Below are 15,046 nucleotides of genomic sequence, written 5' to 3' on the forward strand. Positions count from 1 at the left end.
TGGCCGGGCGGGTTCGGCCGGACGGGTCTGGTCAGACGGGTACGGCCGCTGCGGCACGGCGGTGGCGGGCCGGGTTCCGGAAACGCGGAAACCGGCCCCGCGCTGGTGCGCGGGGCCGGGGGGAAACCGCGGTCCGAACCGTGGGAAGCCGCGTGTCACGCCCGCATTGGGATGCGGCGGACTGCTGCGGTGTTCCCGGCCTCAGGCGCTATTCCTCGCCCTTGGGCGAGACGACGGCCACGATGGCGAAGTTGCGGTCGGCAACGGCGCAGACGCCTTCGCCCAGGGGCAGGTCGTTCACGCTGATGGTCTTGCCGATTTCGAGGTCGGTCAGATCGATGGTGATCTTGCTGGGCATCAGCAGGGGCTTGGCGGAAATGTCCAGCGCTTCGCGGTACACTTCCAGCTTGCCGCCCACCTTCACGCCCTTGGCGGTGCCGGTGAATTCGAGGGGCACGCGGATCTTGACGGGCTTTTCCAGGTCCACGCCGCGAAAATCGATGTGCGAGAAGCGGTTCTTCACCGGGTGGTACTGGATCTGCCAGAACAGCGCCGGGTAGGTGGACTTGGCGCCGTTGTCGTCCAGTTCGATGTTGAAGACGGTGGTGCGGCCCACGGCTTCGAACATCTTCTCGACGGGAAGCGTGTCCATCACGACCGGCACGTTCAGGCCTTCGGCGTTGTAGAACACGCCGGGAACCAGGGTTTCGGCCCGCAGCTTGCGGTTGGCGCCCTTGCCAAGGCCGTCGCGCTTGCGCACGCTCAGAGTCTTCAGTTCGGACATTGCAGTTCTCCTTGAATTCATTCCCGCGTAGGCATCCCGCCCCGCGTCGGAATGTGAATTGCTTATACGAAAAGCACGCTCACCGAGGATTCGGTGTGGATGTTGTGGATGGCCTTGGCCAGCAGCCCGGCCACGGACAGCACCTTCAGCTTGCCGCAGGCGGCCAGCTTGTCGCCCAGGGGCACCGTGTCGGTGACGATGACCTGCGAGAAGGTGGAATTGCACAGCCGCTCGATGGCCGGGCCGGACAGCACGGGGTGGGTGGCGCAGGCCATCACTTCCTTGGCGCCGTTCTTCAGCAGCACCTCGCCCGCCGCGCACATGGTGCCCGCGGTGTCGATCATGTCGTCCACCACGATGGCGATCTTGTCCCTGACGTCGCCGATGACGTGCATGGCCGAGGCCTGGTTGGGACGGTCGCGGCGCTTGTCGATGATGGCCAAGCCCGCGTTCAGCTTCTTGGCGAACGAGCGGGCGCGCTCCACGCCGCCCGCGTCGGGCGAGACGATGACGATGTCGCCCGCGTACGGACGCAGGTATTCGAGAATGACCGGCTGCGCGTACAGGTTGTCCACCGGCACGTTGAAGAAGCCCTGGATCTGCCCGGCGTGCAGGTCCACCGTGACCACGCGGTCGGTGCCCGCGGTGGTCAGGAAGTCGGCCACCAGCTTGGCGCTGATGGGCGCGCGGGGGCTGACCTTGCGGTCCTGGCGGGCGTAGCCGTAGTAGGGCACCACGGCGGTGACGCGACCGGCGCTGGCGCGCTTCAGCGCATCCAGCATCAGGCACAGCTGCATCAGATTGTAGTTGACCGGCGAGCAGGTGGCCTGGACGACGAACACGTCGTCGCCGCGCACGTTGTCGCCGATCTCGATGCGGATCTCGCCGTCGCTGAACGTCTCGCACAGGGCCGGGGTGAGCTGGCAACCCAAGTGGTCGCAGATGGCCTTGGCAAGGGCGGGGTTCGACGTGCCGGTAAGAATCTTCAGATCACCGTGCATGTTTCGACTTCCGGCTTGTGGTTGCGATGGCAAGCGTCATCGGAAAAAATGGCTGGGGCGGAAGGACTCGAACCCTCGGATGACGGGACCAAAACCCGTTGCCTTACCAGCTTGGCGACACCCCAGCATCAGGGAAATATTTTGACGCAGGGGCTGGCCTGCGTGCGCCGCCGGGCGGCGCGCATCTCACAGCGCGTGCAAAAAGGCCGCGATGTTGTCGTTGCGAAGAGCTTCGGCCACATCGCGCGCCGTGCCGTGCTTTCTGAACAGGGCGAACAGGCTGGCGCCGCTCCCGCTCATCAGTGCGGCACAGGCCCCGCGTCGAAGAAGAAATTCCTTGGTTCGGCGCAGGGTTGCATGTGCCTGAAAAACAACCGGTTCAAAGCTGTTGGTCAGCCACGGTCCGCGAGAGAGTGGATTTCTATCTTCTAGACTTTCGGATGTCAAGCAAGGGCGCAATGATTTCGCGCCTTGCCCGGCTTCCGCGCGGTTGCCGGGTACGGAAGGGTTGGCGGCGTCCCAGGCCCGGTAGGCCCAGGGCGTGGAAACGCGTATGGGCGGACAGGCCAGCACCAGGTGCATGCCCGCAAGGCCGAGGGCGGCGAGATCGCCGGGCCGAAGCGGGGTGAGCGCGTCGCCGATGCCGGTGGCCCGCGCCGGGCCGTCCATGAGAAAGAACGGCACGTCGGCCCCCACTCCTGCCGCGATGGTCCGCAGGGTTTCGGGTGCGGGGGCCTTGCCGGGGGCCTGTTCCGCGCACAGCGCGGCAAGATGGCGCAGCAGCACTGCCGCGTCCGCGCTGCCTCCGCCCAGGCCCGCCCCGTGCGGAATGCGCTTTTCCAGGTGCACCGCAAGGCCGGGGCGAAAGCCGGTGGCCGTGGCGAAGCCCTCGTACGCGGCCGTCACGGTGTTGCGGGCCGGGTCCACGTCCGGTTCGGTGCAGGAGAAGGCGATGCCCTGGCCCGCGCGGTGCGCCACGTGCAGCAGGTCGCACGGTTCCGGCAGGGGCAGGAACAGGGTGTCCAGTTCGTGGTAGCCGTCGGGCCGCACGCCGGTGATGCGCAGGTACAGGTTGACCTTGCATCCCGCGCGCAGGGTGACGGCGGCCGCAAGGTCCGCCCGCCCGCTGCCCGGTGTCGTGGGCGGGGTGTCGCCGCTGTCCGGCGAGGCCGTGCCCGGCGCGCCCATGCCCGCTGCCCGCATCACTTGCCGCCCGCGTCGCGGCGCAGCGTTTCCACGGTCAGGTGGCCGTTGGTGAACACGCACAGCTCCCCGGCCACGGCCATGGCCTCGCGGACCACGGCTTCCGCGTCCAGCGCGGTGTGCCGGGACAGGGCGCGGGCGGCGGACAGGGCGTAGGGGCCGCCGCTGCCGATGGCGGCGATGCCGTCGTCCGGCTCGATGACGTCGCCGGTGCCGGTAAGGATGAGGATGGTTTCCGCGTCGGCCACCAGCAGCATGGCTTCCAGCCTGCGCAGGTACTTGTCCTTGCGCCAGTCCTTGGCCAGTTCCACGGCGGCGCGGGTGAGGTTGCCGCCGAATTCCTCCAGCTTGGCCTCGAAGCGCTCGAACAGGGTGAAGGCGTCGGCCGTGGCCCCGGCAAAGCCCGCCAGCACCCGGTCGCGGTACAGGCGGCGCACCTTGCGGGCGGTGTGCTTCATGACCACGCTCTGGCCCATGGTCACCTGGCCGTCACCGGCCATGGCCACGCCGCCCGCGTCGCGCACGGCAAGGATGGTGGTACCCTTCAATTCCATATGTCGGTTCCTTCGGCGTGGTGATGCCGATGTGAGTATGGCCGCGTTGGAGCGAGGCCGCAGGCTGCGGAGTCCGCTACCAGAACGCCTTGCGTTCCTGGTACCTGGCGTCGAAGCGCTCCAGGTCCGCCTGGTCCTCCGGCGTGCGGATGACCGCCCGCGCCTTGTCGCGCAGTTGTTCGACCTTTTCCTTCTCGTTGGCGTACAGCGCGCTGTAGGCCAAGTGCAGGTAGCCCTTGAACACCTGCCCGTCCATGCCCAGGGCGCGGCCGTAGTAGTCGTGCACCTCGGAATCCTCGGGCAGATGGCGCAGCACTTCCCTGTAGTAGGTGTAGGCCTCGTTGCGCTGGCCCGCGTCGAACAGCAGGCGCGCGTAGAAGAACAGGGCCATGTAGTCGCGCGAGTTCATCAGCACGGCGCGTTGCAGCATCTGCGCGGCGCGGTGACGGTCGCCCTTGGTGTAGTGGAACCGCCCGGCCTCGCGCCAGACCAACTGGTCCCTGGGGTTGCAGGCCAGCGCCCGGTCGAAGGCGGCCGTGGCCTCGCCCACCCGGTTGAGGCGCGAATACAGGATGGCCCGCCCCAGTTGCGACATGCAGTCGTCGGGTTTGGCCTGCTCGAAGGTGCGCAGGGCGATGGTGGCGTCCGCGTAGCGGGCGCGCACCAGCAACTGCACCCGGCGGAAGCGCTCGTCGTCGTCCTGCCGGTTGCGCACGCCGGCGGGCTGCTGCTCCACGCGCAGGCGCACCTCGCTGATGCGGTCGGTAAGGTTGGGGTGGGTGCTGAGATAGGTGGGCACGTCGGTGCCGGTCATCCAACTCTGGCGGCGCAGCTTTTCGAAGGCCCCGGCCATGCCGTCGGGCCGGAAGCCCGCCGCCACAAGATACTGCATGCCCACCTGGTCGGCCTCGGATTCGTCGATACGGCTGTAGTTGAGCATGGCCGCCTGCCCGGCCGCCATGGACCCGGCCACGGCCGCGCCCTTGCCGCTGCCCCCGCCGCCCATGAAGGCCCCGGCCAGCGCCCCGGCCAGGCTGAGCAGGGTGACCCGCTGCGACTTCTCGATGCGGTTGGCGATGTGGCGCTGGGTGACGTGGGCCATTTCGTGGGCCAGCACGCCCGCCACCTCGCTTTCGTGCTCCATGGCCATCAGCAGGCCAGTGTGCACGAAGATGTACCCGCCGGGGCTGGCGAAGGCGTTGACCGCGTTGTGCAGCAGCACGTTGGTCTCGAAGTCGAAGGGCTGCGGCGGCACCACCGCCTTCAGCCGTTCCACGATGGACCGCACGTACTCCTTCACCTCCGGGTCTTCCACCAGCGGCAGGCGGGCCTTGATGAGCACGTTGAACTTCTTGCCCAGCTCCACCTCGTCCTTGACCGTGAAGTCGCCAAGGAAGGCCCCGGCGGACGGGGCGAAGGCGGGCAGGGCCTGGCCCAGCAGCACGAGCGCGCACAGGCACAGGGCAAGCGCGCCCCGCAGGCGGGCGCGAAGCCAGCCGGTGCGGGGCGCGGAAGAATGGCGGAAGCGGGTGGTCATGCGCGGATCATAGCACGTCCCACACCGCGCCGGAAGGCGTGTCGCGCACCTCTATGCCGAGGGCGGCGATCTCGTCGCGGATGGCGTCGGCGCGGGCGAAGTCCTTGTCGGCGCGGGCGGCGATGCGGGCCTGCAACAGTTCGTCCACCCTGGCCGGGTCGATGCCCCTGCGGGCCACGCGGCAGGCGCGCAGTTCCGCCAGGAACCCGGCGGGCTCGCGGCCGAACACGCCCAGCACGGCGGACCACACGGCGGCCTCGTCCAGCACGGCGCGGAAGAAGGCGCGCGCGCCTTCGGTCTTGCGCTGGCCCTTGTTGTCCAGGATGCGGTTGGCCAGGCGGACCATGGTGAACACGTGGCCCAGGGCGGCGGCGGTGTTCATGTCGTCTTCCATGGCGTCGGCGAAGGCCTGGCGCAGCCCTTCGAATTCCTCGGTCACGTCCCTGGGCAGGGGGCCGGGCGTCCACTTTTCGCGTTCGAGTTCCGCGTGCAGCAGGCCAAGCGCCTCGTAGATGCGCTTGAGGTTCTTTTCCGCCTCGTCCATGGACTCGAAGGTGAAGTCGATGGGGCTGCGGTAGTGCTTGGTGAGCAGGAAGTAGCGCAGGGTTTCCGGCAGGTAGTTTTCCAGGATGTCGCGGATGGTGCGGAAGTTGCCGAGCGACTTGGACATCTTTTCGGCGTTCACCTGCACGAAGCCGTTGTGCACCCAGTAGCGCACGAAGTCCTTGCCCAGGGCCGCCTCGGTCTGGGCGATCTCGTTCTCGTGGTGGGGGAAGACCAGGTCCTGCCCGCCGCCGTGGATGTCCAGGGGCAGGGGCAGGTGCTTTTCGCTCATGGCCGAGCACTCGATGTGCCAGCCGGGGCGGCCGTGGCCCCACGGGCTTTCCCAGTAGGGTTCGCCGGGCTTGGCCGCCTTCCACAGGGCGAAGTCCAGGGGGTCTTCCTTTTCCTCGCCGGGGGCCACGCGCGCGCCGGAGCGCAGGTCGTCCACGTCGCGGCCGGAGAGCTTGCCGTAGCCGGGAAAGGCGCGCACGCGGAAGTACACGTCGCCCGAGGGGGTGGCGTAGGCCTTGCCCTGCTCGATGAGCCGCACGCACAGGGCGATCATCTCTTCGATGTGGGTGGTGGCGCGGGGTTCAAGGTCCGCCCGCAGCACGTTCAGGCGGTCCATGTCCTCGTAGAAGGTGGCGATGTACTTTTCCGCAACCTCCTGGCTGGTAAGGCCTTCCTGGTTGGCGCGGGTGATGATCTTGTCGTCCACGTCGGTGAAGTTGCGCGCGAAGGTGACGTCGAGGCCGGTGTGGCGCAGGTAGCGCACCAGCACGTCGAACACCACGGCGGAGCGGGCATGGCCGATGTGGCACAGGTCGTACGCGGTGATGCCGCAGACGTACATGTTGACCTTGCCGGGCACGGCGGGCTCGAAATGTTCCTTTTTGCGGGTCAGGGTATTGTACAGTTGCATTGATGCTCCCGTGGGAATGCGGTGTGGTGCGTCAGCGGGCGGAGCGCGCCCGGCGCGGTGGGCGGGCGCATGAAGGAACGTGCCGCAGGCGTTCGGCTTGCAAGGCCGATGCTCCGTCTAGCAGCCGTCGGTGCAGGCCGGGCCGTCGAACTGGTCGATGCGGCGCTGGTGGCGGCCGCCTTCAAAGGCCGTGTCCAGGAATACGTCCACGAGGCCCATGGCCACGCCGGGGCCGGTCACCCGTTCCCCAAGGCACAGTACGTTGGCGTCGTTGTGCCGGCGGGTGGCGCGGGCGTGGAATTCGCAGGTGCACAGCGCGGCGCGGATGCCGGGAAAGCGGTTGGCGGCCATGGACATGCCGATGCCGGTGCCGCAGACCAGGATGCCGAACCCGCCGCTGGCCAGCACCCGTTCGGTCACCCTGGCGGCATAGAGCGGGTAGTCGCAGCTTTCGGCGGTCTGGGGGCCAAGGTCTTCCACCTGGCGGCCGGTGGCCTTGAGGTGGGCCACGATGACCTGCTTCAGGGCGAGCCCGGCGTGGTCGGAGCCGATGATGACGGGTGCGGACATGACAGATGCGGACATGGGATTCCCTCGCTGCATGCTGGCGGAAATGCGGGGTGTGCGCCCATGGTGGGGCGCGGTGCGTGCCGTGGAAACGGTGTGCCGTCCGTGCGTCCGGAAAAGGCGGCGCGAGGCCGGTCGGCGCAGGGACTGTGATGTTCCGGAGCCCACTTGTCAAGACGGCGGCTGCCCCGGAAGGAGACGTGGGGAGCCTGCCCGGTCAGTCCTTGCCGGCCGTGCAATTCGGGCCGCAACATCGGGCCATGCGGGCCAGGTGGCGTTCGCGGTCGGCCTCGGCCCCGGCGGCGTGGCGGGCCAGTTCGTCGCGCAGGAAGGCGGCGCGCTCGGCCAACTCGCGGACGCGAGCGTCATCGGCCAGTCCGCGTATGCGGGCGTCATCGGTCAATCCGCCGGAAGCCGGGCCGTCCGCATCCAGCAGTTCCGCCACGCGGCGGCCGAGGGCGGCGTGCTCGTCATCCATGCGGCGGCGCAACTGGCGCGCCTCCACGCAGCGCAGCACGCCCGAGGCCATGCGGCCCAGTTCGCCGCGCAGCACGCACAGCCCCACCTTGAGGTTGGACAGCACGGCGGAAAGGGAGAAGGAGGTCTGGGTATCGGGCGCGGTCATGAGCGTCTCCGTCGCGTTGTGGTGCCTGCGTGACGTGCAGTGTTGACTGGATGTTAGGGGCAGTTTCCAAATCAGGAATTTTTGTCCGTTGGCAAGGAAAACGAGCCTGCCATGAGGGAGTATACTCTTATCGTATTCGACCGATATGGCAGGTGAAGTTTGACGCAGCCAACGGGAAAAAGGACGATTTGGAAACAGCCCCTAGCGCCGCGTGCCCTCGCGTAGCGGCAACACCTCGGTGCCTTCGGGCAGTTCGAGCCCCAGTTGTTCGCCGGTGAAGGGCTGCGGCCGCTCCCGCTCCTTCACGAGCAGGATGGCGGAATACCCTTTGGCATGGGTGATGGTGATCTTGCGGGGCAGGGGGGGCACGGCCTCGTCGTAGTCGATGCGCATGTCCCACCCGGCCTGCTTCTCGCCGGGGGCCGTATCGGTCCAGCGGCGGGGCAGGCCTTCGGGAGAAAGTTCAAGCATTCCGCGAACCCTGCCGCGCGGCAGAGTGTAGGCGATTCCCCCGTCGGCCACAAGTCGTGCGTCGGCACGGTCGTCGTCGAACACCCGGTCGAACCGGCCGTTGAGCAGGTTGGCCAGGTCCGGCACGGAAAAGGGCACCGGCACGCCGAACGAGAGCAGGGCGCGCCCCCCGCGGTTCAGGTCGCCGCTGTGGTAGTAGGCGCGGTGCTCGTTGGGGGCGTAGGCGAGGAAGGTGGTGTCGTCCTCGCGGATGCGGGCCACGGTGGCCCCGATGCCGGCCATGATGTCCAGCCGCAGCGGCACCTCGCCGTTGGACCACAGCAGGGCCACCACGCGGTTGCCGTCGTTCTCGCCGGTCTTGTAGCGCAGGCTGGCGTTGAGCCGGAAGGGGCCGGCGTCGGCGTCGTTGGTCTGAGCCCAACTGCGGTAGGCGTGCCATGCGGCGTCGGCCTGGTCCGCCGGGGCGGGCACGCCGGGGGCCACGCGCGGGGCGCAGCCCTGAAGCAGTGCGGTCATGACAAGGGCGGCCAGGGCCAGCAGGGGCAGCACGCGACGGCGCACGGCATTGCCGTGCGCCCTGATTGCGTTGATCGCGTTGGATGCGGGAGAAAACCGGAAGGATGAATGCATTACAGCTTCTTGAGCTTGGCGGCGATGTCCGCCGCGTTGGCGGGCGACATTTCCAGGGCCTTGCGGTAGCCCTTGCGCGCTTCCGCCTTCTTGCCGATGGCGGCGGCGATGTCGCCGTAGTGTTCCCAGATGGTGGGGTCGCTGGCGCCCAGTTCCACGGCGCGGCCGATGGCCTGCCACGCCTCGTTCAGTTCGCCCCGGCGGTAGTGCGCCCAGGCCAGCGAATCGATGATGTAGGTACTGTCGGGCGACTCTTCAAGGGCGCGCTGGATGAGTTCCAGCGCCCGGTCCAGGTCGCGGCCCTGTTCGGCCAGGGTGTAGCCCACGTAGTTCAGGGCCTGGGCGTGGCGCGGATGCTCGGCGATGACCTGTTCCATCACCGTGAACGCCTCGTCCTTCATGCCCCGCTCGTCCAGGATGATGCCGCGCATGAAGGCGATTTCGGCGTCGTCGGGCCAGAACCTGCGCGCCTCGTCCATGACGGCCAGGGCTTCTTCCGGCTTGTCGCTGTTCAGGTACAACTGGGCTTCCATCTGCCAGAATTCCTTCTGGCCGGGGTAGATCTTCTGTCCTTCCTTCAGCGTGGCCAGCGCCCCGGTGAGGTCGCCGGTTTCGAACAGCAGCTGGCTTTTCAGGCGCAGGGACCGGTCGTGGTACTTGTTGGACGGGGTGATCTCTGAGAGCCAGCGGATGGCCCCGGCCGGATCGCGCTTGCCCTCGAAGGACAGCACGGCCAGGTAGAAGTACACTTCCTCGGGCGCGCCGGGAGTGTCCTTGACCACCGTGAGCAGGGCGTCGGCCTGTTCGTAGAACTTCTCCTCAAGGAACAGGGTGGCCGCCGTGAGCAGGAAGCCGAAGGTCTCCGGCCCCTGCCGGGCCAGTTCGTAGGCCTTGGCGGGATTGTTCAGCTTCAGGCTGATGGCGATGAGCCGCAGCCACACGTCCTGGTTGCTTTCGTCCAGGGTGATGATCTGCTCGTAGGTGCGCTCGGCCTCCACGTAGTCCTTGCGCAGTTCGTAGATGAAGGCCAGTTCCGCCCAGGCTTCCAGGAAGTCCGGCGCGGCCTTGACGGCCTTGCGCAACTGCCCCAGCGCCTCGGAATGGCGGTTCAGCCCCACCAGGGCCCGGGCGTGGTAGTAGCGCAGCACCGGGGTGCGGTTGCGCTCGGAGATGCCGGAAAGCAGCTTGTCCGCCTCGGCGAAATTGCGGGTCTTCACCAGCAGCAGGGCCAGTTCCTGGCGGGCCTGCTCGTCGTCGCCATGGGCGTTGACGAAGCTGCGCAGGGTGTACAGCGCGTCGCCGGTGCGGTTTTCCTCAAGATAGGTTTCCACCAGCAGCAGGGTGATGTCCAGGTCGTCGGGATAGCGCGTCGCCCCTTCCTGCAACACTTGCCGGGCCAGGGTGGGCTCCTTGCGCGAAAGCAGGAACGAGCCGCCGTCGGTGAACACCCTGGGCGACGGATCCAGCGCCACCAGTTGTTCGATGGCGGTCATGGCGTCGTGCAGGTTGCCGGTGCGGGCCGCCTGTTCCAGCAGCAGATAGTAGTAGGTGGTGGCCGCCTCCGGCGTCAGGCGCCATTCCACGGGGGCGGCGGGCTGTTCCGACGTGGCCTGGCGGGTGGCGCAGCCCGTGACGCCGGTGGCGAGACAGACCGCCGCCAGCAGCACGGCGGCGCGGGCAAGCGACCCGATGCGCGGCCGGCCGGATGTTGGGGCGGATGTTGGACCGGACGCGGTGCGGCGCGACACCCGGCTGGCCGCCAGCGGGGCTGCGGCGTTCCGGGCGGGGGCGATGCGAAGGATGGATGGCATGGAGGGCTCGTGCAACGGCCTGACCGGGCCGGGCGGCTACTGTGATATCCAGTCCGAGGAGAAGTCGCGGATTTCCTTGAACAGATGGTCGCGCAGCTTTTGCAGCAGGCGCGCTTCTATCTGGCGGACGCGTTCCCGGGTGATGTCGTACTTCTCGCCGATCTCGCGCAGGGTGACGGGCTGTTCCGAAAGCAGCCGGTGCTGGAGGATGTACGCCTCCTTGTCCGACAGCTTCGGCAGGATGGTCTGCACCCTGTCCTGCACCATGCGCGCGATTTCGCTGTTGGCCAGCGTTTCCTCGATGCCGGGGCCCAGCGCGGGCAAAAAGTCCATGCGGGTGGCCCCGCCGGAGTCCTCGCCCACGGTGATGTCCAGCGACATGTCCGACGAATCCAGCCGCTGCTCCATCTCGACGACCTGCTCCACGGTCACGTTGAGCTTTTCCGAAAGCGTGGCGGCGTCGGGATCGTAGCCCTGCGAGATCAGGCGCTGGCGTTCCTTGTTGAGGTTGTAGAACAGCTTGCGCTGGGCCTGGGTGGTGCCGATCTTGACCATCCTCCAGTTGTCCATGATGAACTTGAGGATGTAGGCCTTGATCCAGAACGCGGCGTAGTACGAGAACTTGATGCCCTTTTCCGGGTCGAACTTGTTCACCGCGCGCATCAGGCCCACGTTGCCTTCCTGGATCAGATCCAGAACATTCTGCATCCAGCGGCGCTGGAAGTCCATGGCGATCTTGACCACCAGGCGCAGGTGCGAGGTGACCAGGCGGAAGGCGGCGTCGCTGTCGCCCTGTTCCTGCACGCGGCGGGCGAGGTCGAATTCCTCGTCGGGCTTCAGCAGGGGAAAGCGGCTGATCTCGCGCAGGTACAGGTGCAGGGAATCGCGCGTGGAGGCACCGGGCATGGCCGGGCGCAGCACGGGCAGGGAGCGGCGGCGGCCTTCGCCCTCGTCGTGGGTCTCGCCGTGGGCGTCGTCATGGGCATCGTCATGGGCGCCCGGGGCGTGGCGGCGGTCGCGGGAGGGCTCGTCGTCGCCGTGCAGCAGGTCCACGTCGATGGCGTCGTCGCTGGCGCCGTCGAAGTCGATGTCCAGTTCGTCGTCGGAGCTTTCGTCGGCGTCGTCCGGCTCGTTGGGGTCGTCGGGGGCTTCGCCGGTCACGACTACGGAATCCGGGGAATCCGGGGAAGCCGGAGAAACCGTGGAATCCGGGGCATCGTCGCCGTCGGCGGCGACGGCGCGGCGGGTACGCCCCGCCTTGCCGGTGGCGGACTTGCGCGGCGCGGGCTTTCCGGGGGCGGCCTTGGCGCGGGCCGTGCCGGTACTTTCCGGCTGCGGGTCGAGCACCACCTCGGCGTCAAGCACCTCGGGCACCCTGGGCACCTCGGGCACTTCGGGCGTTGCGCCGGGCGTCTCTGCGAGCCCGGAGGCTTTGGCGCCGCGCGTGCGCGGGGCGCGGCGCGGCGTTTTCGGGGTATCGGTCATGGTATCCGGTCAAGGCGCGGCACGGGCCGCGCCGGTTCGTGCGTCGTGTAGCGGGGTCCCAAAGTGCTTGACGGGGGCCGTACGGGCATGGATGGTATGATTTTTGTTTGTCCTTTACAAGGCTTTCCGGTACACAGGGCTTCCCGCGCGGCGCCGCGCGCCGGTGCGGGCACGTTTTCGGAACACTCGCGGTCCGCCGGGCATTCACGGTCCACCGGACATTCACGGCCCGGGGTCACCTGGTCGCCGACGAGCCAAGTTTCAGGAGTACAGGCTGTGCCAGATTTTCGTCAAGCGCTTCGCTCCGGCCGTCGCCTGGTCTTCGATGGCGGCATGGGCACCATGTTGCAGTCGCGCGGTCTGCCGCCCGGCGTGAGCCCCGAACTTTTCTGCCTGGCCCGGCCCGACGTGCTGGTGGGCATCCATGCCGACTACCTGCGCGCCGGGGCCGACGTGCTGACCACCAACACCTTCGGGGGCTGCGTCTACAAGCTGGGCGCCGGCCCCGGCGCGCCCGACGTGGTGGAGTTCAACCGCGCCATGGCCCGCGCCGCCCGCGAGGCGGTGGCCGCCAGCGGCCGCGAGGCTTTCGTGGCGGGCAGCGTGGGGCCGTCCGGCCACTTCATGCGTCCCCTGGGCGACCTGGACCCCGCCGAACTGGTGGCCGCCTTCCGCGCCCAGATCCGGGGGCTGGTGCAGGGCGGGGTGGACCTGATCCTGGCCGAGACCCAGTTCGACCTGGCCGAGGCACGGGCCATCGTGCTGGCCGTGCGCGCCGAATGCTGCCTGCCCGTGGGCGTCTCCATGACCTTCGAGAACGGGGTGAGCCTTACCGGTTCGCGGCCCGAGGTGTTCGTGCACTCCATGCTGAACATGGGCGTGGACCTCATTGCCACCAATTGCAGCGCCGGGCCGGAGCAAATGGTCGAGGTGGTGGACGAACTGCTGGCCCTTTCGGACGTGCCGGTGCTGGTGGAGCCCAACGCGGGCCTGCCGGAACTGGTGGACGGCCGCACCGTGTTCCGCCTGGGGCCGGACGACTTCGCCCGGCACACCGCGCGCTTCGCCGCCGCGGGCGCGCGCCTGCTGGGCGGCTGCTGCGGCACCACGCCCGACCACATCGCCGCCCTGCGCGGCGCGCTGGATGGCCTGTCCGGCGGGCTCGTCCCCGACCCGGCCCGGCGCGACGGCATCGTGCTGACCACCCGCGCCCAGGCCGTGCACATCGGGGCGGGCAGCCCCATCCGCATCATCGGCGAGCGCATCAACCCCACCGGCAAGAAACTGCTGACGGCGGAACTGCAGGCGGGCGAATTCGCCCAAGCCCTGCGCTTCGCCGACGAGCAGGTGGAGGCGGGAGCGCCGCTGCTGGACGTCAACGTGGGCGCGCCCATGGTGGACGAGGCGGTGCTGCTGCCCGCGCTGGTGGAACGCCTGGTGGCCCGCCATTCGCTGCCGCTGTCGCTGGATTCGTCCAACGCCGACGCCATCGCGGCGGCCCTGCCGTTCCATCCCGGCTCGCCGCTGGTCAACTCCATCAGCGGCGAACCCGGCCGCATGGAACACCTGGGGCCGCTGTGCCGCGACCACGGCGCGCCGTTCATCCTGCTGCCGCTCAAGGGGCGCAAGCTGCCGGTGACGGCGGCCGAGCGCATCGCCATCATCGAGGAATTGCTGGCCCAGGCCGACGGCCTGCGCATCCCGCGCCGCCTGGTCATGGTGGACGTGCTGGCCCTGGCCGTGTCGTCCAAGGCAGAGGCCGCGCGCCACTGCCTGGACACCATCCGCTGGTGCGCGGCGCAGGGGCTGCCTACCACCATCGGGCTGTCCAACATCTCGTTCGGCCTGCCCGCGCGCGAACTGCTGAATTCCACCTTCCTGGCCATGGCGGCGGGCGCGGGGCTGTCCTCGTGCATCGCCCACCCCGGCAACGCGCGCATCCGCGAGGCGGTGGCCGCCTCCAGCGTGCTGCTGGGGCTGGACGCCAACGCCGAGGCGTTCATCGGGGGCTATTCCGGCTGGATGCCGGGGGGTGACGCCACCGGTACCGTTCCCGGCGTGGCAGGCGGTACCGGCGGGGGGGGCAGCGGCGTGAAGGCCAAGGCCGCCACGCTGGAAGAGGCCGTCATCCGGGGCGACCGCGAAGGAGCGCTGGCCCTGGTGGAGCGCGCCCTGACCGAGGGGGCCGACCCGTTCTCGCTGGTGCAGGACAGGCTGATTCCCGGCATCACCGAGGTGGGCCGCCGCTACGAGCGGCGCGAATACTTCCTGCCGCAGCTCATCCGCTCGGCCGAGACCATGCAGCACGCCTTCCGCAAACTTCAACCGTTGCTTGAAGCCCAGCGGGGCCAGGACACCCGCCCGGTGATCATCATGGCCACGGTGGAAGGCGACATCCACGACATCGGCAAGAACATCGTCACCCTGATGCTGGGCAACCACGGCTTCGACGTGGTGGACCTGGGCAAGGACGTGAAGGCCGCCGACATCGTGGAGGCCGCCGAGCGCCACGGGGCGCGGGTGATCGGGCTTTCGGCCCTGATGACCACCACCATGGTGCGCATGGAGGACACCGTGCGCCTGGTGCGCGAACGCGGCCTGCCCGTCAAGGTCATGGTGGGCGGCGCGGTGGTCACCCCCGCCTATGCCGAGGCCATCGGCGCGGACGGCTATTCCGCCGACGCCGTGGAGGCCGTGCGCGTGGCCAAGGAACTGCTCACGGTGCAGTAGGGCGTTCCTCTCTGTCCTGCGCGGTCCTGCGTTCTGTCCCTTTTCACCGGCATGCCCGGCGGTTTCGCCGTTCCGGCATTCGTTCCCTTTCCTTTGCGCGCGACCTTATCCACGCGACCGGACGACCGCGCGACCGTCCCGGCCGCGCCGGTTGCCCCGGCGCGCGTTCGGCGGTAAGAATGC

Annotated in this window: 12 protein-coding genes and 1 tRNA gene; 1 reads left to right on the forward strand and 12 read right to left on the reverse strand. The window is 68.5% G+C overall.

Going from position 1 to position 15,046, the window contains the following annotated elements:
• Positions 1-208: 208 nt before the first annotated feature.
• From V6B97_RS06570 to V6B97_RS06625, 12 genes are all read right to left on the reverse strand, one after another.
• Positions 209-784 (reverse strand): 50S ribosomal protein L25/general stress protein Ctc, encoded by a 576-nt coding sequence (locus V6B97_RS06570; RefSeq protein WP_333505696.1) that lies wholly within the window; start codon positions 782-784, stop codon positions 209-211.
• Positions 785-846: 62 nt separating this feature from the next.
• Positions 847-1,785, reverse strand: coding sequence for a ribose-phosphate diphosphokinase (locus tag V6B97_RS06575; protein WP_333505697.1), 939 nt, complete (start codon positions 1,783-1,785; stop codon positions 847-849).
• A 49-nt stretch (positions 1,786-1,834) separates the two neighbouring features.
• Positions 1,835-1,910, reverse strand: a tRNA-Gln gene (locus V6B97_RS06580).
• Positions 1,911-1,971: 61 nt separating this feature from the next.
• Positions 1,972-2,973 (reverse strand): 4-(cytidine 5'-diphospho)-2-C-methyl-D-erythritol kinase, encoded by a 1,002-nt coding sequence (gene ispE / locus V6B97_RS06585; RefSeq protein ID WP_333505698.1) that lies wholly within the window; start codon positions 2,971-2,973, stop codon positions 1,972-1,974.
• Positions 2,974-2,987: 14 nt separating this feature from the next.
• A complete protein-coding gene (hslV, locus tag V6B97_RS06590; RefSeq protein WP_333505699.1) occupies positions 2,988-3,542 on the reverse strand; it encodes an ATP-dependent protease subunit HslV in 555 nt (184 codons plus the stop codon).
• Between the two features lie 76 nt (positions 3,543-3,618).
• Positions 3,619-5,079, reverse strand: a complete 1,461-nt coding sequence (locus V6B97_RS06595; protein ID WP_333505700.1) for a M48 family metalloprotease — start codon at positions 5,077-5,079, stop codon at positions 3,619-3,621.
• A 7-nt stretch (positions 5,080-5,086) separates the two neighbouring features.
• A complete protein-coding gene (cysS, locus tag V6B97_RS06600; protein WP_333505701.1) occupies positions 5,087-6,544 on the reverse strand; it encodes a cysteine--tRNA ligase in 1,458 nt (485 codons plus the stop codon).
• A 117-nt stretch (positions 6,545-6,661) separates the two neighbouring features.
• Complete coding sequence (rpiB, locus tag V6B97_RS06605; protein WP_333505732.1) at positions 6,662-7,114, reverse strand: ribose 5-phosphate isomerase B; 453 nt, start codon at positions 7,112-7,114, stop codon at positions 6,662-6,664.
• A 214-nt stretch (positions 7,115-7,328) separates the two neighbouring features.
• On the reverse strand, positions 7,329-7,736 hold the full coding sequence (locus tag V6B97_RS06610) for a hypothetical protein (protein ID WP_333505702.1): 408 nt from the start codon (positions 7,734-7,736) through the stop codon (positions 7,329-7,331).
• 201 nt (positions 7,737-7,937) lie between these two features.
• Positions 7,938-8,837, reverse strand: coding sequence for a hypothetical protein (locus V6B97_RS06615; protein ID WP_333505703.1), 900 nt, complete (start codon positions 8,835-8,837; stop codon positions 7,938-7,940).
• Complete coding sequence (locus tag V6B97_RS06620) at positions 8,837-10,648, reverse strand: tetratricopeptide repeat protein (protein ID WP_333505704.1); 1,812 nt, start codon at positions 10,646-10,648, stop codon at positions 8,837-8,839. The genes V6B97_RS06615 and V6B97_RS06620 overlap by 1 nt, the downstream gene beginning before the upstream one ends.
• Before the next feature lie 36 nt (positions 10,649-10,684).
• A complete protein-coding gene (locus V6B97_RS06625; protein WP_333505705.1) occupies positions 10,685-12,133 on the reverse strand; it encodes a sigma-70 family RNA polymerase sigma factor in 1,449 nt (482 codons plus the stop codon).
• A 276-nt stretch (positions 12,134-12,409) separates the two neighbouring features.
• Between V6B97_RS06625 and V6B97_RS06630 the strand changes: the two genes are divergently transcribed.
• Complete coding sequence (locus V6B97_RS06630) at positions 12,410-14,863, forward strand: homocysteine S-methyltransferase family protein (RefSeq protein WP_333505706.1); 2,454 nt, start codon at positions 12,410-12,412, stop codon at positions 14,861-14,863.
• Positions 14,864-15,046: the final 183 nt, after the last annotated feature.

This window comes from Nitratidesulfovibrio sp. 1201_IL3209 (assembly GCF_036763125.1).
Classification (GTDB): Bacteria; Desulfobacterota; Desulfovibrionia; order Desulfovibrionales; family Desulfovibrionaceae; genus Cupidesulfovibrio.